A 26,847-nucleotide genomic window follows, 5' to 3' on the forward strand; every position below is an offset into this window, starting at 1 on the left:
GGTTCGTTTAAAATTGAATGTTAAGTTTAACCCCGGATGACATCGTTGACGGGAAAAATGAAGCTCTGTCGTATCCGAGCGAGTAATTAGGGCTGGATGAGAACTGATCGCTGTTGTTCATGATCGTAGATTCCGGGTCCAGATGATTTTTCGCTTTGGTCCAGAGCATGAGGTTTCTAACAAAAAGGGAAACTGATACCCCGCCGGACGCAATGCGTTTTGTGAAAGTTTCCGGCAGTTTGTAAGCTACCGCAAATTCCCTGAGCTTGATGAAAGAGGCGTCATATATCCACGACTGGACTCCACGGCTCCAATAACCCGATCCTGGATCTGCTATCAGGTCTGTCCGGAAATATTTGGTTCCTGTATCCCCGAAATTCTCGACATACTCCCCATTGGCACCTTCGATAACACCCGGGAAAAATGATCCGTTGGCAATGTTGTCGCCGTAGGAGAAACCACCCAACTCTGCATTACGGCCCCCTACGTAGGTAAGGCCGTCCATCGCATTGTATTTACCAGGATTGGATTTGATCTCCGCAGCCAGAGCAGCATTGTCGCCATTGTAGGAATTATTGTTCAATATCCCGGTGAATGTGCTCGACCCTTCGCCTTTATACCAGCTTTCCGTCCGTCCGTCCCGCGCGAGGCGCTTCATGCTTTCGGAATAATATTCACCGCCCTGCCGCCAGTCAAAACTTGCTGAAAAAGTAAATCTTTTGACAGCTAAATTGGTTTGCAGCCCCAGCGTAAAATCGGGCATCACATTACCCAGCAGAATGTTCCCGGTACCTTGCTGGGCCATACCATTGGCACTCAGCAGCGGCCAGCCTTTATATTCGCCCTCGGCCACCCTTTTCACGTCTGGCCCCCAAAGGTCGCCCACGGTTCCGCCGAGTTGGGTCTGGTTGAAAAAGTTAGCCCTTTCCCAAAACTGGTGATTGCTCACACCTGTTGGCAAGCCCGTCAGCTTGCTTTTTTCCTTGGTAAAATTGAATGTAAAATCCCAGTTTACCGATTTGGCCTGAACCGGCACAAAATGCAGCGATACTTCCATTCCCCGGTTCCTTACAATGCCGGCGTTGACATTAGCAGCCGTGTATCCGGTAGAACTGGAAACTGAAATCCCTGTGATCTGCTTTTTGTTCTGCACTTCATAATAAGTGAAGTTCAAACTAACCCTTTTTTTCAAGAACGAAATATCCGCCCCGATTTCCGAGGATATGGTGCTTTCGGGCAACAGGTTGCTGGTAGGCGTTTTGGAAGGAAGAGAGTAGGTTGTGGCATCGCCCCAGGTTCCCCTGGAAAGTGCCATAGCAAGCATATAAGGGCTTGTGTCTTTTCCTACTTTTGCCCACCCGCCGCGCAGTTTCAGGAGAGAAATGGCTTTTGGCAAGGAGAACAAATCGCTTAACACCACACTGAGCGACGCGGCAGGATAAAAATAGCTCCTGTTGTCCTTGGGCAGCGTGCTCGAAACGTCGTTCCTGCCAGTCAGTTCAAGGAAAATCGCGTCTTTGAAACCAAAGGAACCCATAGCGTAAATACTGTTGATCCGCTTGTTGGACTGAGCCGATGAATAACCTACCGATGACCGGTCAATGTTGCTTGCCGTGTACAATCCTGGCAAAACGAAGTTCTGCCCGGTGATATTGGCAAAGGAGTTATTCTGGAAGAAAAGGTTACCACCCACAGAAGCGTCAATCGAAAACACGCTCAGGTTCTTTTTGTAATTCAAAAGAAAATCCGTATTAATTTCCTGAAATTCCCGTGACAGGTGCGCATAACCGCCATTCGGAACTGATTTTTCCGATTTCGCAATCCTGTTTTTTGTGGTATATGATTCGTTGAAACCTCCAACCCTGGCCATCAGGTTCAAGTCATCGGTGATGTTCCAGCTCAGCTTGATGTTTCCGTACGGCCTTACTTTTTTAAACGTATTGATATTTTCATTTACCGTAAACCAGGGGTTGTTGAAGCCGTTGGACCATACATTTTGTTGCACATGCTCTTCGGCCCAATAATCTTTCAGATCATTTACATCCAACCAGTTAGGAGTAAAATACAGATCCTCGTAAGGATAGCTGTTATATGTAACGCCTCTAAAATTATCCGATCCTGAATTGAGATAATTGAAATTGGCGCTGACATTGAGCCGGTCCGAGAAATTATAAGTGGCTGAAAGCGAGATCGCATCCTTGCGCAGATTGCTCTTTGGGTAAACGCCTTTTGCCCGGGTGTCGGAAAGCGATAAAGAGAAACTCAACTTATCATTGGCATTCGAAATCGTAACATCATTCACAAAACTGCTCCCGATGTCTACAAAATCTTTCACATTATCAGGATGCGGTTCCAGCGGTGTGGCAAGGCCACTTGTACCAAATCTGGCCACCGATGTGCCCATTTCAGGTCCCCACCAAAGATTGCTCGTCTGATCGAAATTTCCGTTGGAGCCGTTCACGAACCTTTGCTGAATGGGAACATACCCGTACGGAATGCTGGCGCTGTATGCAGCGTTAACACTCACGCCCAGTCCTTTTTTTCCTGTGTTGCCGTTTTTTGTCGTGATCAGCAAAACACCGTTTCCAGCCCTTGAACCATACAAAGCTGCTGCACTTGCGCCTTTGAGCACGTTCACACTTTCAATGTTATCAGCGCTCAAATCGGACATTACGCTCACGTCCGTGCCCGTAGGAAGTCCGTCCACCACAATCAGCGGCGCATTATTTCCCGAAAGCGAAGTAAAACCCCTGATCATCACCATCGGGTCGCTGTTCAGATCCGGCGATGTGTTGATCACCCTTACGCCCGGAACCTTGCCGGTCAAAGCATTAACCACATTATCCTGCGGCACTTTGGTCAGGTCTTCATTTTTGATTTCTCCAACTGCATAGCCGAGCGCTTTGGTTTTCCGTTGCCGACCCAGAGCGGTTACCACCACTTCTTCAAGAGATTTGGTATCCGCTGCCAGAAAAGCAGAAACCGGCGATCCCGGATTGGCGGTTATTTCCTGTGACAGATATCCTACAAAAGAAAATGTCAATGTTACCCGAGCATCATCGGGCACGGACAAGGAAAAATTACCATTTTCATCTGTAGTAGTACCTTGGTTAGAGCCTTTTACCAGAATGTTTACACCTGGCAACACTTCCTTGTTAACCGCATCTTTCACACTGCCCTTGATGGACTTCTCCACATCCACAGAAGTCTCTGGAACAGAGTCCTTACCTGCATCAACAGACAAAACACGGCGCTTTTTAAGGATGATTTGTCCGCCTACAATTTCCCAGCTGATGTTGGCACGGTCGAAAACCGTCTCAAGCACCACGGACAGTTTTTCATTATGCATATTTAGGGAAATTTTTTGTTTGGAATCAACTACCCTTGCACTATATACGAACTGAACATCCGCCGCTTTTTCAAGTTGCGCCAACACAGCATAGATAGGCTGTTTATTGACCTCCAGGTTGACCCTGCGGCCCAGCAGTTCCTGAGCCGATAATGGAGTAGCGTAGGCTACACTTGTCATCCAGACAAGGATAGAAAGCTGAGTTAAAGTAATTTTCATGACAAGCCGCAGTAATGTGCTGTTTCGTCGTTTGCATTTCATAAATTTGAATGTTTGTTCTGCTGTGAAAAGTTGGGGCAATACAATCCTCCACCCATATCTTGGGCATGCCATCATGTTTTGGAGGACCAGCCATTGACGGTTCCAGCGTCAATGGCTTTCTTTTTTAATGAATCTGATGTTACATAGGCTCTTGATTTTTCTTATTTCATATAAAATACTGATCACTTCCCACAGCCGTCGCCGCGGATCACAATTTGGGTTTCTTCCAAATGATAGGATGCCCCAATGCTGAGACAAATCATTTGAAGTTTGGTAAACAAAGGTTGGTCATTCAAAACAGCAGTTACTGGGCAATCGCCCAAAACCGCTTTGTCATACACAATGTCGACCCGATAGGCCAGACTCAACTGCTCAAAGACGCTCGATACAGGCGCGTCCCCAAATGCCATTCTCTGGATTTTAGCAACCGGTGTGAGTATTTCAGGCTTTGCTACAAGTGTTTTTGTAAGGCTTCCATCCTTTACATTCGCCACTGCACGCTGATTGGGTTCCAGCAAAAGTTGCTTTCCCGAGCTATTCGATTCCACCCGCACCTTGCCCGACTTCACGCCCACTTCCGTAAAGCTTTCTGTTTTCCGCTCCCGGACGGAAAAACTGGTTCCCAGCACCCGAATTTTCACCATGTCCGTATAAATCGTAAATGGGTGCAGCGAATCTTTTTTGACGTCAAAAAAAGCTTCACCTCGTAACCTCACATTACGCATACCACCTTTGAACCCCTCCGGATAGTACAGAATGCTACCCTCAGCGAGCATTACCGCAGTGCCGTCAGGCAATTTTACGGGCAGGTCATTCGTGGTATGGTTCGATGCACGTATCCATTCCCCGCGACTGCGGGAAGCCAATGTTTCACTGTTTTTTTTGTCCCGCATCAGTATCCATGCAGCACCCAGTGCTACAAGCATGGTAATCATGGAAGCCGCAGCGATAAACCATCTGTTTACATAAAACTTCTTTTCCGGTTCGGCTTTCTGCTTCCATTTCCCGGAAGCAATCGCACCCAGATCCTGCCAGACCATTACTTGCGCCTCGCTAACCATTCTCAGCATTTCGTCATCGGTCACCCTATCGGCCGCCTCCAGGTCCTGATCCAGCAATTTTTCAATCTCGTCAAGATCATCAGCGTCAAAATATGCTGCTATTACAGCCAGCTCGTCAGTGGAACAGCGCCGTTCTTTGAGCTTTTGAAGGAGTTCGCGGTTGATCATTGTGATAGTTTATATATAGTTATACAATAAACAAGGCGGGCACCTTGCCTCTGGTATCATTACCAAATTGTTAAGAAAAAAAACAGAGCAACAGGAAGAGCAATTTGCTGCGCATCAGTTTCAGCGCTTTTACCATCTGGCTTTCCACAGTGCTGCGGGAAACGGAGAGATCTTCGGCGATTTGTTCGTAAGAGAGTCCGTCGATACGGCTTTTTTCAAAAATCTCACGTCTTTTCGGAGGCAAAAGATCTAACGTCGCCCTGAACCGCTGCGCCAGTTCTTCTTCAAGCAATGTGTTGTCGCAACTGCCAGCGTAAGAAGCCTCCGATCTTTCCACCCGCCAGCCTTTATAAGCCTTTTCACGCACCACTTCTTTTTTGTAACGGTTAATGACCAGCTGCCTGGCAATGGTGAGCAATTGCGCCACCGGCGGTATGTCCTTGGAAAAAGAACCGGGATTGAGCCAGATTTTCAGAAAAACCTCCTGCGCAAGGTCCTGGGCTTCTTCCTGGTCCTCCGTGTGTTTGTAGATAAAAATGAAAATTCTTTTGAAATATTTGTCGTACAGCATTTTAAATGCCTCTCTCTGGTGATCATGTGTTACCATACGGTTTGAAGTACAAATATTTCCAGTGACATTCCAAACGCCTTCGCCTTTGTGCTTTCCAGCGCTCCGCATGTATCGCGCAGCGTCTTTTTGCAGCAAATTTAAAAACATTCATGCCACATTGTTTAGGCGTAACAATTTGATAACAAAAAAGGCATCCCGAAAAACGCACACAAATGACCGGTCACGTTAACCGGCAATTTGTGGTTAGGATGTACTCGTATTTCTTGACTTTAATAAAAAATTCTTTCACCAAAATGTCAACGATGACGCCTCAGTCAAAATCAGTGATGACCGTGCATTCAGTGCTCGTCAGCAACAACTCCACCGAGATTTTAAATGTGTATGAGCTAAATGTTGCGGATACAACCTACAAGCACTGACATCTTCCAAAAAAGAGTACTTTTTCGCAGTCGGCCATGTTCCTGAAAGCAATCATTACTTTTATTGGGCCGATCAGGGCGATGATGAAAATGCGCATCTCTATTTTAAGAAGCGCCACCGATTCCGTCACCGAAGATCTTACAACCTGTTTCTGCGTCCTTTCGCCAGCAGGATACACATCCATCGCCGCTTTTCGGTCAACACCCATTTCATCGAAAATATTTTTCCCAGCGAACTCCCCCTTCAAACCGTAAAACTGCCCATCGGCAGATCCTACCGCTACACGCTTTTACGGGCTCTTGGCATCAAGGCTGACGCCTATGGTTTCCCAAACTTCCGCTCATTCATCCCACCACAGCCTCGTTCGTCCCTTTTTTTTGCCCTTACGCTCATGGCGAGCCACTTTTGGCGGTGTTATGGGCTTGCTTGATCTGGACAAAATAATCATCAACCGGAAGGTCTTCGGAATTAGCTGCACGATATGCGGCGGGAACCTGGTTGTATCTGAAAAAATGTGCCTGCTAGGCCGGATTGCAAAAATTGTTTCATTGGGACGCCTCAAACCCGAATGCTATGAATGTGAGACCTGTAAAAAGCGGTACACGCTTTTCTGACAGTCAGCAACGCCTATTTACCCCCATAAACCAACTAACCGTCAACGATTATGAGTTTAAGATTAAACGACATCGCGCCAGATTTCCAGGCCGACACGACCCAGGGAACAATTCGGTTCCACGAATGGATCGGCAATGGCTGGGCTATCCTTTTTTCCCATCCCAAAGATTTTACACCCGTTTGCACAACCGAATTGGGCTACATGGCCAGGCTTGCCCCTGAATTCGCGCAACGAAACTGTAAAGTGATCGGCCTGAGCATCGACCCTGTTGAAAGCCATTTGAAATGGGAAACCGACATCGAGGAAACACAAGGGTATGCTGTGAATTACCCGATGATCGGTGATCCGGAACTGGCGATTGCCAAGTTGTATGATATGCTTCCCGCCGGTGAACCAGGCAGTTCAGAGGGAAGAACTGCCGCTACAAATCAGACGGTACGTTCGGTATTCATAATTGGCCCCGACAAGAAAATCAAACTGAACCTGACTTATCCTATGACCACCGGGCGGAATTTTCACGAAATACTCCGTGTGCTGGATTCCATGCAACTCACTGCCCTGCACAGGGTTGCGACACCCGTAAACTGGCAGGACGGCGAAGAGGTCATCATCGTTCCCGCCGTATCCGACGCGGAGGCGAAGGAGATATATCCACAAGGCTGGAAAACGGTTAAACCCTACCTGCGCTATGTTCCGCAGCCAGGCAAATAAAGGATGTCAATTCTCAGGAATTATCAGTCAAAACTCAACTACTCAATGAGAAGAAAGATACAACCACGGCCCGTTTTTTTGGAGACATTTTTTCGAAGGATGTCCCTACTACTCGCCATATTGATGGCAGCAATCCCGGCCGCATGGGCACAAACCACCTGGAACGGCAGTGCCAGTACCAACTGGAACGATACCGCGAACTGGTCAAACGGTGTACCGGATATTTCGACCGGAGCTATTATCCCGGATGTATCGACCAATGACCCTGTCATCGGAAATGGTCAGAGCATGCTTGCGAGCGCTGTTTACGTGGAAGCGGAGGGCTCACTTTCCATCAGCGCCGGAGGAACGCTTACGATCAACGGGGCTGCTACTTACACAGTACCCTTCGAATTTACCGTTGGTTTGAATAATAAGGGTACCATTCATAATAGCGGCCAGCTTATTTTGGGTTCCACCAGCGCCGTAGGGACTTACGCCATCATCAATCAGGGCGTATTCAATAACCTGACCGGCGCACAGATCAGCATCGACAATACGTCCGATACCGGCCTTTACAATGCATCCGGTACATTTACCAATCACGCGGCCATCATCATCGGGGATAATACAAACATCGGCCTTCACGGGATCTGGAACGATGCCGTATTTAACAACAATACAGGCGGAAGTATCAGTATCGACCGTTGCTCAACCAAAGCGCTGGTGAACAATCTCGACGAAACAAAGTCAATACACGCGACCTTTACCAATGCCGCGACAATCACCATCGGGGCTGCTACGGGTTCAGGGACATATGGTATCTACAACATGGGTGAGTTTAATAACAATTCCGGCGGCAATATTCATGTGGATAATACCACGAAAACGGCCATTTACCATGATAAAAACATCTTCATCAACGCGGCAAATATTACCGTCGGTTCAATTGCCGCGACAGGGCAAAAGGGTCTGGATACGTGGGGCACGTTCACTAACACGGCCGGCGCAACCCTAAAAATTGACCGTGTTACCGACCTTGGGATCAATATTGGAGCCAATACCCTGACCAACAATGGAACCATGACACTCGGTGCCGTGGGCAAACCGGGTACAACGGGTTTGCGTAATGCGAATGCCACGTTGGTAAACACAGGAACGATATCAATAGACCGGACCGGCAATCAGGCATTAGAATCGAGCGGCACTGCCACCAATGACGGTACAATCACGATTGGTGGTTCGGAAGCGGTGGGACGATTCGGACTTATTGTGAGCGGTTCGTTTACCAATAACAATGGAGCTGTGATCCGCATCGACCGTGTCGGCGGGCTCGCGTCGGCGCTTCCCACCGCGCTACGGCATCAGGGAGGCGCATTCAATAATTTGGGAGAGATCGTCATCGGTGAAGCAGTTTCCGGCGGAGATTATGGAATGAGGTTACAGGCAACCTTCACCAACAATACCGGCGGTTCGATCAGCATTGACCGGACAAACATGACAGCCATCGATAATGCCTCTACTTTTATCAACGCCTCGAAAATCACGATCGGAGCGTTGGCTTCTGTTGGAAAGTACGGGATCGATCTGAAAGGCCAGTTCACCAATAATCCCAGCGGAAATATCAGGATCGATCAATCGACTGAGTCGGCTATTTTTTCCAAATCCTCTTTTATCAACAACGCCGACATCACCATCGGGGCTTCGGCATCGGCAGGCAAGTACGGGATCGAGACCGGAGGATCGGGCAATTTCTCCAACGCCACAGGAGGAAGAATTTTCATTGATCGTTCCGAAAGCATTGCGATCGCGCACCTTGGGGGCACTTTTGTCAACGAATCCGAGATTACGATAGGCGGAGTGGCAGACGCCGGTATCTATGGCATTTCAAACCAGATGGATTTTAATAATAACGCCGGTGGCCATATCCGTATTGACCGCACGACCGACACAGGGATCTATCAGCTGAAAGGCATCTTCACAAACGCAGCCGACATTACAATCGGGGCGAACGCCAATGTAGGTGTTCATGGTATTTTCAACGAAACCATTTTTAATAACAATGCGGGAGGAAATATCAGGATTGACCGTACGTCGCTCGCCGGAGTACGCCTTTTCAACGGCACATTCACCAACGAAGCCATTCTGACGATCGGGGCGGTAGCTAATACCGGGACTTACGGTATACTGAACGTTTCGTTTTTGGTAAACAAACCTGGTGGCGATATACGCATCGACCGCACCAGCGATACCGGCATTTATCAGTTCAAAGGCAAATTCACGAATGCGGCTTCCATTACCATTGGCGCAAACGCCAGTCCGGGGGTTCACGGGATCTTCAATGAAAGTGAGTTCGTCAACAACTCTGGCGGCGATATCCGTATTGACCGTACAACGCTGGCTGCCCTCCGCAATTTCAACGGAACATTCACCAATGCGGCAACGATCAACATCGGCGCCGTGGCCGGCGTCGGAACTTACGGAATCAGTAACCAGACTGCTTTTGCCAATAATGCGAGCGGCGATATCCGGGTCGACCATGCGGTGGAGGGGATTTTCCTGGATAACAACACATTTAACAATGCCGGAAAAGTAACGATTGGCGGCGTTACAGCAATTGCCAGCCTGCTTACACAGCAGGGAGCGGGTGTTTTCCTCAATAATCCTGACGGCGTTTTCAAAGGTACGGGCCAGATTATCGCAGCCTCGTTTACGAACGCAGGCGGCACGCTCTCGCCTGGTTATTCGCCGGGCGCTCTGACTTTCAGCGACAGCAAAGATTTCAGCAACAGCGTCATGGATATCGAGCTCAATGGCGTTGGTAGCACGGAGTACGACCGAATAAGTGTTGTTGGAACTGCAACGCTGGGTGGTACGCTGGCTCTAACGATCAACTACACTCCAACCTCCGGCGACGAAATGACGATAATCACCGCCACTTCGATAACCGGTACCTTTAGCTCGGTAACGGGGCTGCCCGTCGATTGGAACGTCGTTTACGAGTCCAATGCGGTGAAACTGAAATATAACGACCCAATGCCTGTACGCTTGATTTCTTTCAATGCCAAAGCGGTCGGTTCTGTCATCAAACTCGACTGGCGTACGGCTTTCGAAACAGATAATGCGGGATTCTACATCGAACGCAGCCTGAATGGTTTTACCTGGAAAGACATCGGTTTTGTAGACGGCAATGCCACAACGGCTGCGGTCAAGTATTATACTTTTGGAGACGAGACACCCATGCCGGGCATCAACTACTATCGTTTACGGCAAATTGATTTTGACGGCAAAACCGAACATTCCCGCATACAGGCAGTAAGATTTACAGACCCTCAACAAACTATAACTGTGTGGATAGATGCTGCACGCTGGGCTCACATTCAGACCACTAGCACCGTCGAGCAGGTGACTGTCTACGATCTCTCAGGCCGGGTCGTGATGGTTTCAAAAGAAGCGACCTTAAACCTCTCAGGAGTCCCCGGTGGCGTTAAGCTAATCCACGTCAAGACGGATGGTCCAACGGTGGTCAGAAAGCTGATTTTATATTGACCCTAATTGACCAAAGTCGTCGGCTAGCGGCAGGAATCGTGGATTAGGCCAAATAGTCTATGCTCAGTAAGTTGATTTAGTTTTCGCTAACCCGTTTCTATCAATCAGTGACAATTATAATCGCCATTATCAAGCCATTTTCAATTCAACTTTGATTGTGCAACCGATCAATAAAGAGGGCTGCTGAGACGCTTTACCAAAAATTTGGATAGAGCGTAATGAGCAGATAAGGAAGGCTATACTTGTAAATCGTCAGCGAAAAGTAGACATCTGCGACTAGAAATTAAGAGTGGTAGATAGCTGAGTGCCATTAAGGGAGAAAGAGCAATTCTGGATAAGTTTTTCAAAAATTGCTCCTGATATTATCCGCAAAAGTTACTATTTTACTCCGATTTGACCAGCTTCAGTACGGATGTGTCTCCTTCATTTGTGTAGATAATAACGATGCAAATTCCTGAGGGCAATAATAATGTTGATAAAGTTGCCCGCTTATCCGAGATGTTAAATTTTGAATTAACCAGCACACCGTTTTTTGCTATAGATCTTCATCTCGGATCTGGGCAGCAGGAAAAAGAAATCAAGGAAGATATAGACCATATCATCAATCTGAATACTGAGCTTCAAAAAGAGGTAGAGATTATCAGTAGTATTCCAGGAGTAGCAGAATTAACGGTTGCGATTATTCTGGCAGAAACAAACGGTTTTGAATTGGTACGGAATAAAGAAGCAGGTCACAAGTTATGCCTGCTTTGATGTCAAAGAAAAGCAATTCTGGACTTCCCTAAAAGGCAAACCACAGATATCCAAAAAAGGGAACCGGAGTCTAAGCAAGGCCATGTATTTACCATCATTGAGCGCAGTAAAATGGGATGATAATCTTAAAGATATGTATGTGAGAATCGTCAGTAAACAGGGTATCAAGATGAAGGGCTTGATAGCCGTTCAGAGAAAATTATTGGAACTGGCGTACACGCTATTCAAGAATAAAGTAAACTATGATAAATCATGCGAAAGCAAAAAGTCAGAACAAAAAAATAGCATGTCAGCGGGCACAAACATGCTATACTGGCTAGCTCTGGGCCCTTCAAGAACAAAGATATAAAGAATTGAAATTTTTATAGATTACCAACACAGAATCTATGGACTTTAAGTCCATAGATTGAATAAAGAATGAAATTCTTTATTCAAGGATAATATTATCCGTATCAATATTTCCAGGCTTTCTATGATGTTCCAGATATTCATTAACCATTTCATGCGTAATATTACCGGTGCCGCGCGGCGGACCGCTCCAAGCACTGTAGCCTATTGCCCAGAAATGACGCCCCCAATATCGTTTACTCAATTCTGGATATTCTTCCTGCAAACGACGCGAGAGCTGCGACCTTTCAGGCTTTTTACAAGATCACCAATCGCAAGAGAAGGGCCATATTAAATATGAATGTGAACATGATCCTTGCTCACAACTCTCTTCAAAATACGCACGTCTTCTGCATCACATATTTGCTTAACAAGTTCTCTACAACGAATCTGGATATCGCCCGTCAGAACTTTATATCTGTATTTTGTAACCCAGACAATGTGGACGGTCAACCAAGTTACAGTATGACTACTAATTCGTTGCTCTTTACTCATCCAGTAAATTTAATAAAATGTGTAGCAACTGAAACGGGGCCGCCCGGCGGTCTTCCACTGAAAGCGCATAATTTTATCATAGGAGCGGTTGAGACCAGTAAATTTCCCGAAGAAATATTCACCGGAAAATGTTCAACCAACCTGTTCTAACATACGTCCGGAGATTCCTGGCTCGGTAAATTCTGAAATGTCATTCATGATCCCGAAGAAGAATATGCCCCGTAGCAAGCAACTAAATTATCAATTGCACAATATCAAGCACTGTCCACTTCTGATTATTGGGTTCATATTCTGCCAATTTCGTATCATTAGGCCAATATTCCACCATGATTGCCCTTGACGACAATCTTGGCTGTGTGGTTACATAGAGACATGCTTAGCAAGCAAGCCACTAAAAGCAAAACTTGTTTTGTAGCAAGGCCAGCTAAAATGTTCGGAAAATTTTATTGCTGAATTAAAGCAAGAGCTGACGTCGTTGCTCAGTTTTGGATTGAAATTATTTTTGGTTCGTAAAAATTGGAAAGACGCTGGATCAAAGGCACTTTGAATCGATAGGTTCCATTTGATTGAGCTATATCCGAAAGTCGAACAATATATTCCCTTTCCGGAAGACTCCCCATTTTCCCAAAAGCGGAAGAAATAAGATCGTAATCATAGCCATCTATTCTTGGCAATAGCAAACGAACTGTCTGCCAGGACAAATCGGTAATACAATCGTGTGCTATCTTTATTACGGCCTGTGACTTATAGTTTTGAAGTGAAATAGAAAAACGGATATCTTGACCAGATATGCGTACAGTCGTTGGCTTTTCTAAAAGAAGTGACACCGTTTCGCTTTGATTCTGGGCACTGCAAGTGAAGAAATTCAGAAAGAAAAGAATTCCAATAATGTAAAACTTCATAATGTCTACCTAAAAAACAAGAGTCTGCATTCAATATAAATTTTCCACGTCGGGAAAGGACTAGCGTAGGGTTGTGAACTATTTGATAATGATTAACTTATAAATATCCTGTACTCCGCCGATCAAGTTAACTTTGACAAGATATGTCCCATTTTTTAAATTCTGGATAGCGATACCATTGGAAGAAATGGGCGATTTTTGCTTATAAACAACAATTCCTGTGAGACTTGTGATGGAAACCTCATCGATTTCAAAAGGTGGTAATGAGATACCATCCGGTCCGTTAACCCATATTCGGTCCGAAGCTGGATTCGGACGTACAATTAATCCTTTTATGTAAAAAGCAACACTACGTACATTGCTATACGTAAATGAGCCATCTTTGTCTATTATTCTCAGCCTGTAGTAAATTAGGCCCGAATGTGCCGTGGTGTCTACAAATTGGTAGCGAACCGCCCGATTACTAGTACCCTCAGATTGTCTTGATCCTACTGTTACCCAACTTCTCAGGTCCCCACTACATTCTACCTCGAAGAGATCCGAATTTAATTCACTCACTGTCTCCCAATCCAGCCTGGCTACGTTTTCCTGACGAAATACCTTAAAATAGGCCAGCTTTATAGGAAGCGCTTGCTGTTTTCTGAACACCACTGCGAAATCTTTTACCTGACCGGTTTGTGGACTATGGCAACTGTTCGTCGGAACGACATTGTCACTGATTACGCGCATCCGAAGGAATGTGTTTTCGATCGCTGTGGCAGGTGTAGTAAAGTTCAGCCAGCGCCTGAAATTTCCCTCATTTATCAGTAAAACCGTTTCCTGTAAGCCAGGCGATTTTACAACAAGTTCGTTTCTTTCATTGAACAATCCATCGTTGTTGTAATCAATATATATCTTCATATGCTCACGGATTTGGCTGCTCGCTCCAGTTGCCCTGGCTCCTATCATGGCCACAAAATCGTAACTCGTCCCGGCTTGAAGCCCTATGATATACCTGCACGATCTGTTAACATATTTAGGTATCGAATCCTGCTTTGTGGGGAAGATATATGTACCGTTCAGACCAATCATCCTGATCCCCCCTCCACCCGAATCACCAGCAGGAAGCGGGCAGTTTGTCTGTGTTAATTTAGCCGGACTACTCACGAAGACATAATCTTTCTGTTGGAGGCTTTTTCCCGAGCTGGTCAGCTTCACATCATATAATCCGGCGGCATCGTAACGGATGAGAGGATCTACGCTTACAGCCTTTGATGGAGTACCACCGTCTAACTGCCATAATCTGTCCGAGGTCCCGTTTACGGAACGGTCATGGAATTGTACTGTGGTCCCTATGCAGGCCGCAGCCGACTTCATCTCAAATGCAGGCGTTACAGGTTGCGCGCAATTGGCAAGGCAGACAGTCGCTGCAGATACCAAATAATTATTGATAGTTGTTTTAGCTGCATCTGACCATTCGATTCCCGGGCTATACCCAGTTGACATGATATGGCCTGCGTAGCTGGTTTCCCCATCATGCCCAGCGCCAAAATTATGTCCGATCTCATGACTAACTCTTTTTTTTACATTCCTGCCAAGCTCGTCCGTCAGTACATGATAGGCATTGGGCCGGTTACATATACCTGAGCTGGCTGAGCCCAGCTCTCCCCACGCCAACGCATTTGCAAGAGTCCTGGTTGTCCATAACTGTCCCATATTATGCTGTACATTAAACCCGTTGTCTGTATATGCCCAGCGCCTGAACGCGGCAAGAACTCCAGTCCCCGCTGTCGTATTGGGAGAGAGAGGATCCTGGCTATAGGTTTCGCTTATGTAAATACTAACGATTTGAAATTCTATATTGTTGACAAACTCCTGTCTGTAAATAGCGGCTACCTCATTCATCGTAGCAAGTACGCGGTTTCGTACTGCTGATGCGCTGCCGTACCTTGTAAACATCAACGCGTCTGTCGCAACAGCCAACCGGATCGGAAGACAGCCTCCGGCCATTGTTTTCGCCTGTGACTCAGAGGTGACCACCTGCTTGGAACGCCGCTGCACTGCTTCCATCGCGCACTGGAATGCCTCATTTTCCAATATATCTTTTGCATTGTAAGTTACCAATAGGCCTGGATCGCATTGGACAAAACTTCTGGCCTGTTCGATAAACCATGATTGTTCGCCGTCCTGCACAGACGCTTCAAAGAAATCGTCATCAATAGTTGCAGTAATCCTCGCTGATCCGTTCAACTGCTGGCCAATGAACGTCTTCACTGAAGGACTGCCGGTTTTAGTGGTTTCGCAGGCTGCGGCAACTGTCTCTACAAAGTCATTAGCAAGCAATGCCACCTCCGACAAGACGAATACTTTGGGCTGACGGCCAGGCAAGGTAAGCTCCAGCCGGGAGCTGTTGGTTTGTAACTGTTTTAACAACGACTGCCCTGTATCCAGATTGCTGAGCTGATAATTTCTGAATTTGAAATGAAGATCAATGCCCGAAACGTTGGTTTTGCCAATACTTTTTATCTGCAACTGCGCCTGGGATAAACCCAGGGTTAGCATATAAAATAAAAGCATGTTTAGAAATTGTTTCATAAAAATCCGTATTGAAAAGGAGATTCTTTATTTCACCTGCCACTGATAATCATGCTGGCAGGATTTGGAAGAGTAACTAAACACCCCGTTTTAGAAAACAGGGTATTAATGAGCACTGCCAACAAGATATTGGATGCTAGCCACCAGCTTGTACGTACTTAGTGCCCCCTCAGCAAGAGTGACTTTGTCCACATGCCTGGCCAGTTGTCCTGTATCAGAAGCGTCGGATAAAACAGACATGACAGACATCAAACGAAGTATCTTTTGAATCAACTGCTGACATCCCAATATATTTCTAACGATATGTTCTTTCATCCAGGGTCTTGGAAGCATAACCGTTCAGAAACCGCACCGGGATTAACTTTCAGCTGAAAACCCGTTGATCAGAGGATCTTCTCTCCACAATGCTATTGGGACAAGTCAATCTTGATTAAGCATTTATTTCAATGAGGAGTCTCTTCAAGTGGTCTTACGTTATTAACGATTTACAGAAGCCTTATTTCTTTTCAAGGATCAAACGTTCAAGCCGTTCGATACCGGCTTTCAGTTCCTTGTTCTCCTGGTCCAGTGCCTGTATCGCTATCCTGTTGGCTTTGTTTTCCCTTGCAAGAGCCTGGATAGCCATCATATTGATCCCGTCGAAGTCAGCCTGATTGATACTATCCTCACTACCGATGCTGCCGACTCCGTCATTACCGAAAGCTTCGTGAAAATCTTCTGCCATTGGGCCATAATGGCGATGCTTTGTTTTATCCTGTCCGATATAGTTCCAGGTGGTAAACTCCAGCCTCTCTATTTTCCCAAGAATTTCCTCTACGTCTACTGGCTGGAAGTTCTCTTTCAAGACTTTACTGGAAATAGTTGACCAGGCATTATCTCCGGTCTCGAGCTTGACACCCACATTGGTGTTACCGTTAAAACTAGTCAGCAACTGGTATCCACCCGAAAACCTGGCTCTTAACTGATTCGTGGCAAGGCTGGCAACATTGGAGCCTAACACAAGTGAATTACTATGATTTGCACTGGTATTAGTGCCTATCGAAACTGCATTGTCTGCAGTTACACCTGTTTCAGCAGCCTCGCCAAATGCGGTAGATCCCTGACCTCTCGCAATTGATAAATAACCAAATGCTGTTGAAGAAGTCCCGCTAGCAGTAGTAGTGTTACCAAAGGCTGTCGCCCTGGCTGCGGTAGCTTTTGTGGCAAAACCAAATGAGGTGGCATTTGATGCGGTCGCAGAAGTGGCATTTCCAAAAGCAGTCGCACGCTCACCACTTGCAGTTGTGGAATAGCCAAAAGCGGTTGCATTCTCGCCGGAAGCGGCAGTAGAACTGCCGAATGAGGTCGCGTTTACTCCCGATGCGACAGTCGTATTACCAAAAGCAGTGGAATTATTACCAATTGCCTGCGTACCTGCTCCGAATGCCTGCGCATCAGATGCACCCGCACCAGTAATGGTATTGTATCCCAAAGCGAGACCTCTCGTACCTCTTGCCTCGGACTGCAAGCCCATAGCTATGGAATTGCTACCTTTTGCCGCTGTCAATTCCCCTATGGCCGTGCTTCCAGCACCCTCCGCAGAGGTGTTGCTCCCAAAAGAGAAAGAATTAGCTCCTGATGATGTAGTGTTATTCCCACCAGCAAAAGAGTTTATTGCTTGTGCTTTGGTGGCGCTGCCAAAAGCGACCGATGTTTCTCCCGACGCAGTGCTTCCATTGCCTGTGGCCAAAGAATTCAAGCCAGAAGCTACTGAATTCACCCCAGCCGCCATGCTTCTGGCCGCCTGCGCCTTTGTCGCCCAGCCAAAAGTAACAGCCTGGGCTTCTGATGCAGCAGTCTGATATCCAAAGGCAGCCGAGCTGCTACCAGCAGCAGTGTTTTCATTGTTGAATGCAACACTCTGAACCCCGGAAGAAACAGTATTCAATCCAAAAGCTGCCGCCCTTACCCCTGTTGCGCTTACACCATCCCCCATACCGATCGAGTAGACCCCGACTGCACCTTGATGGTTGTTGCCTGCTCGGATCGCGCCTTGTACATCCAGGCTTGCATTGTCATAGTTGGCATTTTTACCGACCGCAACACTCGCCATCTGGTAAATGTTTTGGCTGTTGGCAGTGGCCATCTGGTTGTTGGCCTGATTATACCAGGGCTCCACATAAGTGCCGGAGGACTGATTTTTGGTCGCAACCCAGCCATTGCCATCCCAGTAATATACACCTTTACCTCCGGTAATGACCGGGTAGGCAGACGTTCCGATAATTGTTTCTTCTGTATTGTATACCGTATAACCACCTGTGGCGGAAGCTGATCCATTCAGCCCCCAGGTTGTGGTTGCAGAGAGAGAAACCCGGGGTAGAAGCAAAGCCCGGTCAGCACTTTCAAGATCCAACAGGGCACCGGGTGCGGGTGCATTGCCGGAGGTAATAGTACCATCCTTTATTTTGTCCTGAGCAGCCAGCGTGCCCATCAGCAACATTGCCCCAAACACTAATTGTAGTTTTCGTTTCATAGCGTTCAATTTTAAATATTAGCTTGATTGACTGGTAGTTGAGTTAAGAGCACCTGTAAAAGGAATCGCTGCTACAAAATATCGTAGTCCCGCTGCAATTTTGCTAGCGGGACTTCTGATAATTATCTGGTAACGATTAATTTATGTGTGCTTAGTGTTCCGTTGGCTAGTGTAATTGAGACTGTGTACATGCCTGTTGGCAGGTGTCTCACATCAAGGCCTTCGGATGAAACAGAGCCGGTGGATCTCAAAACAATGTATCCCTGAGAATTAACCACTGACAATCCTGTGACACTTCCCATTGATAAGGTCTTTCCTTCCACATCTTTGAGATACAACCTTTCTGAAACCGGATTGGGATAGACTACCAGCGCAACAGCAGATTGATCAAAGGATAAACTTTGCACACGGCTATGGCTATACGTATTGTCAAAATCAATCATCTTTAACCGGTAGTAATTGATCCCGCTTTCAGGTGTGTGATCTACAAAAGAGTAGTCAGTCACTGCCGTGCCACCGTTGTAGGCGATTTTCTCTCCTATGTGCTTCCAGGTTTTGGCATCTGTGCTCCGCTCTATCTCGAAGCGGTCCGCATTCGTCTCCTCGGTTGTACGCCAGCTTAACAGCGCAGTTGATCCCTCTTTGACCACTTTAAAAACAGTAAGTGTAACAGGCAGGGAATTCTGGTTTGTCTTCGTAAAATAAGAGCTGAACGCGGCACCGGAACCGGAAACAGGTACTCCGGAAAGATCCTGTAACGATGATCCTGGAACAGGTGATACAGCCGTATTCGTTGTAAGCGTTGCTGACAGGCCTGCTTCTTCTGTTCCGCTTGACCAAGACGTTCCCTGGTACTGCGTTATAAAATGAGGGCTCGCTGAACTGAAAGGAGAGGTATCATCAGCTACATAGTGCTGAAATGCCACTGTGGCCACAGTAGGTGTATCCGCGTACACGTGCCAGGTGCGGGCCATACCTCCATGAAGCAAGCTCTCATTGGACGTACTTGCTCCGTAATCTTGTACACTCGCATGGTAGTTGCCGCTGGCTGTCACTTGCGCGGGCGTATAATTACCGTTCGATATACCTATAGGAAAGACAAAACCCGAAGATGCATCCTGCTTGACCATGTGGCTTTGGATGCTGTTATTGGTGATTACCATCCTGTTTGGACGGTACCCACTAATGGTTGCATCATTGTCAAAGACAAAGTCACCGATGACACCAGCCGTGACATCCAGCCAGACATCCGCTCCGTCACGGTTGAGGTTAAAATCCTTTCCGATCTTTAATGTGCTCACAGCAGTATTATCCGACCACCCTGCCGAAGCGAGGCTTGCTGACAGAGGTACGTTCTTGATCTCCATCCCCGACGTATTGTCATGTACTATGTTAACATCAATAAAGAGGTTATCGTTGCCGTCGATCACTGTCGGCCCGCCTGCTCCGCCTTCGTCCCCTGAGTTGTGAAAGACGATCTGACCTCCGCCGCTGATTTTGGCGGCCGGGCTGATCCACACGTACTTGCTATAAACGTACCAGGTCCCATCTACTGTAATATCTGCATCAGGGCCAATGTACAAGGTCTCCCCAAGCGTAGTTCTCGTGCCACCTATGTAACGGCTGCTGTTCTCTGTGTTGCCGCTCCCGGGTGACTGCGCCCTGCTGGTAAGACACAGATGCAACAGTATCCAGAACGGGAGTATTGGTTTGATAATTCTACACATATAATCAAAGCTTGAATTGAAAAATTTGATGAGCCATGGTATTATCTCTTATTCTGGATAAGATTTTCCAGCTTCTCAATTCTAGCCTTTAGCTCTGCATTTTCTTTTGCCAGCGCCTGTATCGCAATCATGTTGATCCCATCAAAATCTGCCTGATTGATGCTGTCGTCCACACCGATGACACCCAGGGCATCTTTTCCAAAAGCCTCGTGAAAGTCTTCTGCCATTGGGCCATAATGACGCAGTTTTGCCGGATCCTGTCCTTTGTAATTCCAGCTGGTAAGCTCCAGATTAGCCAGTTTTTTAAGTATTTCGGTCCCATCAACCGGCAGGAAGTTCTCCTTTAACAGCTTACTCGAAATCGTCGACCAGGCATTATCACCAGTATTGAGCTTTACACCGACAGCTGTGGCAGCCGTGCTCAAGCTGGTAATAAATTGGTATCCACCAGAAAACCTGGCCCGGAGTTGAAAGTTTTCCGTACTTGACACATTAGAACCCAAGACCATAGAATTGTTATGTAATGACTGGGCGCCGTCGCCCATTGCGATTGCGTCATAAGCATTTGCTCCTGTAACTGCATCATTGCCCAAAGCTAGCGAACGAGCCCCCCTGGCGATAGATCCGCTACCAAATGCGGTAGAAGTTACTCCATATGCTTGCGATTTAAAGCCAAAAGCGGTACCATTGAGCGCATCTTCTCCGACAATGCTTCCATTCCCGAATGCCGTAGAGGATGGCGCGTTAGCCCAGGTATCATTTCCAAAAGCCGTACTGTACGCTCCTTTTGCATGAGTGGTATATCCAAAAGTCGTACTCCAAGTCCCACTCGCGAATCCACCTCCACCAAAAGCTGTAGAGCTTTCTCCACTGGCAGTGGTATTATGTCCAAATGCAGTACTCTTCTCACCGCTCGCGGTCGTCAACCATCCAAATGCCGTTGCGGATCTATTATTTGCTTTTGTCTGCCATCCAAATGCAGTGGAAGAAGGGCCACTTGCTGTAGTTTCATTTCCAAAAGCAGTTGATCTCAATTCACTTGCGGTAGTAGAATATCCAAAAGCAGTAGCGTTGTCTCCAAAAGCTTTCGATTCCTTTCCAAAGGCTGTTGAGTTATTTCCTGTAGCCTGAGTGCTGGCCCCAAATGCTTGCGCATCTGTCGCATTCAGGCCTGTAATAGAACCATAACCAATTGCTATTCCACGTACGCCGCGCGCCTCGGACTGGTATCCCATCGCGATTGAATTATCGCCTCTTGCCAAAGTTGAATTGCCCATTGCCGTGCTTCTGTCCCCCCGGGCGGACGTTTGATACCCAAAGGAAGTCGCGTTGATCCCTGATGCTGTAGTTCTGTTGCCAAAAGCCACGCTCCGCAGTCCGCTGGCAACCGTGCTGTCACCAAAAGCTGCTGAGTTCTCGCCAGAAGCAGTTACTTGAAATCCAACGCCCATCGAATTAATACCTACGCTACCTTTTTGTTCTCTCCCGCCGCGTATGGCCCCTTCTGCGTCCAACGTAGCATTACCATAGCTAGTACTCTTACCTACCGCCACATTGGCCATCTGGTAAATATTCTGGGTGTTAGACGTGGCCATCTGGTTGTTGGCCTGATTGTACCACGGTTCTACATACTGGCCTGATGACGACTGGTTTTTGGTCGCTACCCAGCCGGTGCCATCCCAGTAATAGACACCTATACCACCAGGTATAAATGGGTAATTTGACGTGCCAGTTACCGAAGAATTGGTGTTGTAAATCGTGTAGCCTCCATTTGGCGAGGCAGTACCATTCAACCCCCAGGTCGTAGTGGCCGAAAGTGAAACCCGAGGTAATAACAGAGCACGGTTAGAACTCTCAAGGTCTAATAATGCACCGGCGGCAGGACTGTTGCCAGAAACAATGGTACCATCTTTGATTTTATCCTGTGCTACCAGCGTGCCGCTCAACAGCACCGCTCCAAACAATAAATGGATAGGTTTTTTCATTTGTTTTTTGATTTAGTGTATTGTATAAAAATTGTGTTATGTAATTTCTGTGTGTTCCGAAATGCCGCATACCCTGAAAGTGATGGTAGACCACTTAGCCCAGCAATGCGCCTAGCTCTATCACGTTACGGACATTCAGTTTCTTGTAAATAATTGTTTTGAACGTGCTTATTGTAGACGCTTGCAATCCCAGCTTTCTGGAGATCGCTGAAGTACTGGTTCCGTTGACCAATAACATTGCCACCTGATTCTGTCTTGCAGTTAATCTAGTCAGGGATTCAGCCTTTTTCTGAGTACTTTTTCTCTCTACCAATAGTTTCAATAAACTATCAACATCCACGGGACTCACATAAAATCGACCTTCCAGCACTTTATGTATGCAATCCAACAGTGTGATTAAGTCACTGGTACCTGTCAGAATGCCATGCCCCCCGGACTTGATAAAGTCTATCCCTTCTTCCAGTGAGGCTTCGGAATCATAAACAATAACCTTGCTCACCTGAAAAATGGACCTTGCTTCTTTGATCATCCGGGTTTTGCCCGAGAAGCTCCCAATATCCAAAAAGACAAGATCATAGTCCTTAGCTTCAACCATCGCACAATGATCAATGCTCTCAAATTCGTTTATGACAATATTGTCTATATTTCTTTCCAGATAAACTTTTAATCCTAACCTTAGTAACGGGCTCGGTATTACAGTCGCCATTCTTAACATGTGTGTTATGATGCAATAGTCCTGATTGAATGAAAAGGAGAAAACAAACCGTACTAATTCGAACGAGTCGATTAAAATTCGATTTCTGATCAAAGGTTATAGTAAATTTTAAATTCCACTATCTTCTGCAACAAACTAGACTAACTCTTGCTATGTTTGATATTGAAATAGACAAATCTTTGTCTACTATTACAGATTTACGGAAGTATTTAATGTTACCAGTAGACTAATAACTCGTATACAGTGCACACATTTTACAATCGCTACTAGGAATGTGTCTGAGTTATGAAAATAAAATCAAATTTATTCCATGAAAAATATTAGTGGTAATACTATGGCTATTGTTTATGACGACCATAGAATGTTTGCCGAATCCATCGGATCTTTAATCGAACGAACAAACTGTTTCCAATCCGTTCATACGTTCAGTGAAGAAAAGGAACTGATGAATTTCTTAATGAAAAAGGGTAACCAAAATGAAATGTTCTTTTTTGTTGACTTTTATCTTGATAATAAGCATTGCATACCCATCATCAATGAAGCAAAAAGAGTAAACAAAAAAGTCCAGATAATCATTGTAAGTAGTGTTCAGAATGCAGGGACGATAAAGTATATTGACACTTTTGAACCACACGGCTTTTTAAGTAAAAAAGCGGGGTTCGACGAGGTCTTGGCTTGCATACACACATTACAGGAGGGCAAACGCTACATAAGTCCTTTTATGAAGCAAATTCTCAATGATGACAATAACTACGGCCCGGTCAAATTCACCCCAAGAGAAACAGAATTGCTGCAATACTTTTATCAGGGGCATTCTATAGTATCAACTGCCGAACAAATGTCTTTAAGTATGCACACTGTTGTCGGACACCGCCGCCGAATGATGGAAAAAGCGAAATGTAAATCAATGGCAGAGCTCTTAGTCTTCTGCAGAAAAAATGGTCTTGTATCGGATCCGGAACCAAACCGAACCGAAAAGTGATGGTATATTTTGTCAATCTCTACAAAACCTTCTTGATAGCTCTATCTGATATCTGGTCATGACTGCTCTTGTAATGAAATCCGGCAGATCTGCAATTCATACAGCTGCTTTGATTAAATATCTGCTACCATTATTTCTATTCATCCTGCCTGTACTTTCTTCTTATGCTCAAATAAGCGAACACCTTTATACCAGTCTCCCAGATTCAGTCCGTCCACAAAACCGGATGCATCTTAAAACCGCGGAAGTAAAACAAATACTGGATTGTACATATAAAATGAGCAACTGGACCAGAAAAGAATATAGTGAGACTGATTCTCTCTGCATGCGGTTTGCAACAAAGTATGCTACCATCACAAGGGAGCCAGACCGGAGGGACTACCTTTACAGCATTTGCGAATATTTGTCCCAGGGAATAAATTATCACTCAGGCAAATACAGCTTGCGCGGGAGCGGAAAGAAATATGAATTCCCGTTTAATGAGATTGCGATGGAGTACAGTAACAAATTTATTGACCATTACAGTGCCGGCCCATATTTCGACAGCGGCATGCTAGCTCAAATTTTAAGTAACAAAGCCAATTTTTATGTGCAAACAGAATCATACTTTGATGCCTATAATACGCACCTTTTAGCATTGGAAACTGCAAGAAAGTTCAACAAGCAGCATTTATCACGCAAGTACGCTCAACTGGCTCGTTTTTTTGAATACTTTGACCGCCCTGAGATGACCTTAGTTTACTGCGATAGTGCATCTAATGCTCTATCCAAATTACCAACTGTATCAGCCAGACCAGCGGCACTTGAAGCCTTTATAATCCGTATAAGACAAATAGCAAACTTTTCCTTGTACCTTAAAACGTCTGATGAAAGTTTTGCTGATAAAATACAAAAACTTCATAATGACAGTAAATCCATAATGCCGCGAAAAGACCGATACCTTGCCGGTTCATACATTCTTCTGTCCGGAATTGCTTACCACCACAATCAATACAACGAGTCTTTAGCTTATGTAGATTCTGCTTCGGTGGTTTATCCTCGGTACCAGCTTCTGGATTTATGGGAAATGGCAATGGTCTACAAGGCGCTCAGCCTGAGAAAGCTTGGAAGATTTCCTGAAAGCGATCAAACATTGGCAAAACTGGATCTTGCAGACATTAAAAGACCGATTATCGAGCAAGTTCTGATGCAACTATATCAAGAAGAATTGGACTCTGACAATTTAAAAAAAGCGCTGCGGTACCGGGATAGGCTATCAAGTTTCCGGGAAAAAAGATACAAGATAGATGTGGAAGGCAAAGCTATTGAAATGGAACACCTCTTCAAGGTCAGGCAGCGAGAGCGTGAGATATCCCAACTCACAGCACTGCAAAACCGTAATAAAATGATCCTCGTATTTGCTATGATTGTGGTGGCGTTGGTCATTATTATTCTGGTATCCCGATACAGACGTTCTGTTTTCAAGACCCAAAGCTTAGTCAAGCAGCTAGAAACGGAAACGCAGTTACAGGTTATGCACCTTGAAGTTGCCAGACTGGAAGAGAGAAAAATATTGGGACAGGATCTTCACAACGGATTTGCATCCTCATTAGCAGCTGTAAGACAGCAACTGGAGCTTACAATGATGGATAGCGAAGATATTACGGTGCGGGATAAATTAACCTATATACATAATCAGATCGATGACCTGTATGAACGATCCCGGTCTACCAGTCATGAATGGTATCATGGATTTAACGAACAATTGCAACAATCATTTGCCCTACAGATTAAGATTCTTGCTGATAGTGCACTTCCTGACAGTCACTATAAAAAGACTATAACCGTGGAAAATGATGAGATCTCTGGCATTAGTCTTGCAATGAGAATTAATTTGCTCGGAATCATACAGGAGCTGCTTACAAATATAGTTAAACATGCGAAGGCCCGAAGTATACATATATTGATCTTTCAGGATTCAGATTTTCTTATTTTGAACGTAAAGGATGATGGAGTTGGATTTGATGTGGAAAAGGTCAAGTCAATTAAAAAGGGAATTGGATTACAGTCGCTTAGAGAAAGCGTGCTCAAGATGCAGGGTAATTTCAAGATAGCTTCAGATTCTACAGGAACTGAGGTTATCATGACCATTCCTTTGGGTATGGCCCTTTAACAGGGCATTGTCTGGCTTAGGGTCTAGACCATTCCAAGTTACTGATATTTCGAGGGTGGAGGCGGATTGACTATATGTGATGATTCTTAACATTCGCTACACGCTAACTTAGGGCAAGCGTGCAGTGATTTATTGAGTTTAACCTCCTCCGCTGTCCGAAGAGCTTCGCCGTATTAATGCTCACCCAAGTGCAGCAACTGTTTTTTTGGGAATATCCCATCTCCGGACTGGATATTCCGCTCCAAAGTAACCCTTGGAACCTCACTCCCCCCGCGCAACGCCCGATGCATTGCAACAGATGAGTGAGGATATAAATTTCATTGCTATTCCCTAGTTTTTCAATTTAAATCTTTTTGCTTGTGCTGATCCCTAATCAGTCTGTTTTCCAATTCGAGTTTTCCAGGCGTATGGCCGGTGGCATTACAAAACCGATGATATCTGAGTTTTTAGCGCCAAGAGGCATAAGATTGCAACAGGTAAGTCAGCAAACACTTTCCCTTTATGCGTATGGAGATTCGGATGACTTACCACTAGATTCCGTGGCAGACTGATCACCAACCCATTCTTTTATTTCATGAGTTACACAACTACCGGTCAGTCATTTATACTGGTCAATCCAATCCGAATGACATGATCCTAATTCCCGAATTAAGGTGATCAACGGCTCCCTATCCTCCACTATACCTCTCAACTGATCGAGCGCTTTGTCGCCCATCTGCTCAAATTCCATTTTCTCCATGTTTTGTATTAAGGTTAAAATTTTTGAATAGAGCACATTCTACAGCCTCATTGCAATTAGCGAATCAAATAAATGGATGGCGTCTCAAATTCAAATTGGGACGCCATCCTTATTATCATATCCGTTTTGTTATGTCGGTTGATTTGTGCCAAAAACCCGTGCCTGCCTGCCAGTAAAAAACCGGTAGCAGACAGGCGTTGCTATGCAGGGATAGATCCAGAGTCTTCTATGACTGAAGA

17 protein-coding genes and 1 pseudogene are annotated in these 26,847 nt (G+C 45.8%); 5 read left to right on the forward strand and 13 right to left on the reverse strand.

Features of this window, described 5'->3' with window-relative positions:
- Window positions 1–7 precede the first annotated feature (7 nt).
- The 4 genes from LZG71_RS28750 to LZG71_RS28765 form a co-directional block, all read right to left on the reverse strand.
- Window positions 8–3,568 (reverse strand): SusC/RagA family TonB-linked outer membrane protein, encoded by a 3,561-nt coding sequence (locus LZG71_RS28750; protein WP_233826461.1) that lies wholly within the window; start codon window positions 3,566–3,568, stop codon window positions 8–10.
- A gap of 224 nt (window positions 3,569–3,792) precedes the next feature.
- Window positions 3,793–4,839 (reverse strand): FecR family protein, encoded by a 1,047-nt coding sequence (locus LZG71_RS28755; protein ID WP_233826462.1) that lies wholly within the window; start codon window positions 4,837–4,839, stop codon window positions 3,793–3,795.
- 70 nt (window positions 4,840–4,909) lie between these two features.
- On the reverse strand, window positions 4,910–5,557 hold the full coding sequence (locus LZG71_RS28760; protein ID WP_233826463.1) for an RNA polymerase sigma-70 factor: 648 nt from the start codon (window positions 5,555–5,557) through the stop codon (window positions 4,910–4,912).
- Window positions 5,558–5,816: 259 nt separating this feature from the next.
- On the reverse strand, window positions 5,817–6,038 hold the full coding sequence (locus LZG71_RS28765) for a hypothetical protein (RefSeq protein ID WP_233826465.1): 222 nt from the start codon (window positions 6,036–6,038) through the stop codon (window positions 5,817–5,819).
- 456 nt (window positions 6,039–6,494) lie between these two features.
- Here LZG71_RS28765 and LZG71_RS28770 point away from each other — a divergent pair, with 456 nt between their 5' ends.
- The 3 genes from LZG71_RS28770 to LZG71_RS28780 all read left to right on the forward strand — a co-directional run bounded on the left by LZG71_RS28770 (window position 6,495) and on the right by LZG71_RS28780 (window position 11,438).
- The gene (locus LZG71_RS28770; RefSeq protein WP_233826467.1) at window positions 6,495–7,157 is read left to right on the forward strand and encodes a peroxiredoxin; all 663 of its coding nucleotides are present in this window, start codon (window positions 6,495–6,497) and stop codon (window positions 7,155–7,157) included.
- A 45-nt stretch (window positions 7,158–7,202) separates the two neighbouring features.
- Window positions 7,203–10,685, forward strand: a complete 3,483-nt coding sequence (locus LZG71_RS28775; protein ID WP_233826469.1) for a T9SS type A sorting domain-containing protein — start codon at window positions 7,203–7,205, stop codon at window positions 10,683–10,685.
- A 444-nt stretch (window positions 10,686–11,129) separates the two neighbouring features.
- Window positions 11,130–11,438 (forward strand): hypothetical protein, encoded by a 309-nt coding sequence (locus tag LZG71_RS28780; RefSeq protein WP_233826471.1) that lies wholly within the window; start codon window positions 11,130–11,132, stop codon window positions 11,436–11,438.
- 427 nt (window positions 11,439–11,865) lie between these two features.
- On the opposite strand, the pseudogene tnpA reads toward LZG71_RS28780, so the two are convergent.
- The 8 genes and pseudogenes from tnpA to LZG71_RS28820 all read right to left on the reverse strand — a co-directional run bounded on the left by tnpA (window position 11,866) and on the right by LZG71_RS28820 (window position 22,726).
- A pseudogene (gene tnpA / locus LZG71_RS28785) lies at window positions 11,866–12,320 on the reverse strand (IS200/IS605 family transposase).
- A 479-nt stretch (window positions 12,321–12,799) separates the two neighbouring features.
- Window positions 12,800–13,222, reverse strand: coding sequence for a hypothetical protein (locus LZG71_RS28790; RefSeq protein ID WP_233826473.1), 423 nt, complete (start codon window positions 13,220–13,222; stop codon window positions 12,800–12,802).
- 78 nt (window positions 13,223–13,300) lie between these two features.
- Complete coding sequence (locus LZG71_RS28795; RefSeq protein WP_233826475.1) at window positions 13,301–15,796, reverse strand: M12 family metallo-peptidase; 2,496 nt, start codon at window positions 15,794–15,796, stop codon at window positions 13,301–13,303.
- Between the two features lie 105 nt (window positions 15,797–15,901).
- A complete protein-coding gene (locus tag LZG71_RS28800) occupies window positions 15,902–16,129 on the reverse strand; it encodes a hypothetical protein (RefSeq protein WP_233826477.1) in 228 nt (75 codons plus the stop codon).
- Window positions 16,130–16,292: 163 nt separating this feature from the next.
- Window positions 16,293–18,308 (reverse strand): tail fiber domain-containing protein, encoded by a 2,016-nt coding sequence (locus LZG71_RS28805; RefSeq protein ID WP_233826478.1) that lies wholly within the window; start codon window positions 18,306–18,308, stop codon window positions 16,293–16,295.
- A 122-nt stretch (window positions 18,309–18,430) separates the two neighbouring features.
- A complete protein-coding gene (locus LZG71_RS28810; protein WP_233826480.1) occupies window positions 18,431–20,035 on the reverse strand; it encodes a T9SS type A sorting domain-containing protein in 1,605 nt (534 codons plus the stop codon).
- 41 nt (window positions 20,036–20,076) lie between these two features.
- Window positions 20,077–22,020, reverse strand: a complete 1,944-nt coding sequence (locus tag LZG71_RS28815; RefSeq protein WP_233826482.1) for a tail fiber domain-containing protein — start codon at window positions 22,018–22,020, stop codon at window positions 20,077–20,079.
- Window positions 22,021–22,114: 94 nt separating this feature from the next.
- Window positions 22,115–22,726, reverse strand: coding sequence for a response regulator transcription factor (locus LZG71_RS28820; RefSeq protein ID WP_233826484.1), 612 nt, complete (start codon window positions 22,724–22,726; stop codon window positions 22,115–22,117).
- A 319-nt stretch (window positions 22,727–23,045) separates the two neighbouring features.
- On the opposite strand from LZG71_RS28820, the gene LZG71_RS28825 reads away from it, so the two are divergent.
- Together LZG71_RS28825 and LZG71_RS28830 are read left to right on the forward strand one after the other, a co-directional pair.
- Window positions 23,046–23,717 carry a response regulator transcription factor gene (locus LZG71_RS28825; RefSeq protein WP_233826486.1) on the forward strand — a complete coding sequence of 224 codons (672 nt, stop codon included), beginning with the start codon at window positions 23,046–23,048 and terminating at the stop codon, window positions 23,715–23,717.
- A 226-nt stretch (window positions 23,718–23,943) separates the two neighbouring features.
- Window positions 23,944–25,869: a sensor histidine kinase gene (locus LZG71_RS28830; protein WP_233826488.1), complete on the forward strand. Its 1,926-nt coding sequence runs from the start codon at window positions 23,944–23,946 to the stop codon at window positions 25,867–25,869.
- A 598-nt stretch (window positions 25,870–26,467) separates the two neighbouring features.
- On the opposite strand, the gene LZG71_RS28835 is transcribed toward LZG71_RS28830, so the two are convergent.
- Window positions 26,468–26,608, reverse strand: a complete 141-nt coding sequence (locus tag LZG71_RS28835) for a hypothetical protein (RefSeq protein WP_233826490.1) — start codon at window positions 26,606–26,608, stop codon at window positions 26,468–26,470.
- Window positions 26,609–26,847: the final 239 nt, after the last annotated feature.

This window comes from Dyadobacter sp. CY312 (genome assembly GCF_021390535.1).
Taxonomy (GTDB): Bacteria; Bacteroidota; Bacteroidia; order Cytophagales; family Spirosomataceae; genus Dyadobacter.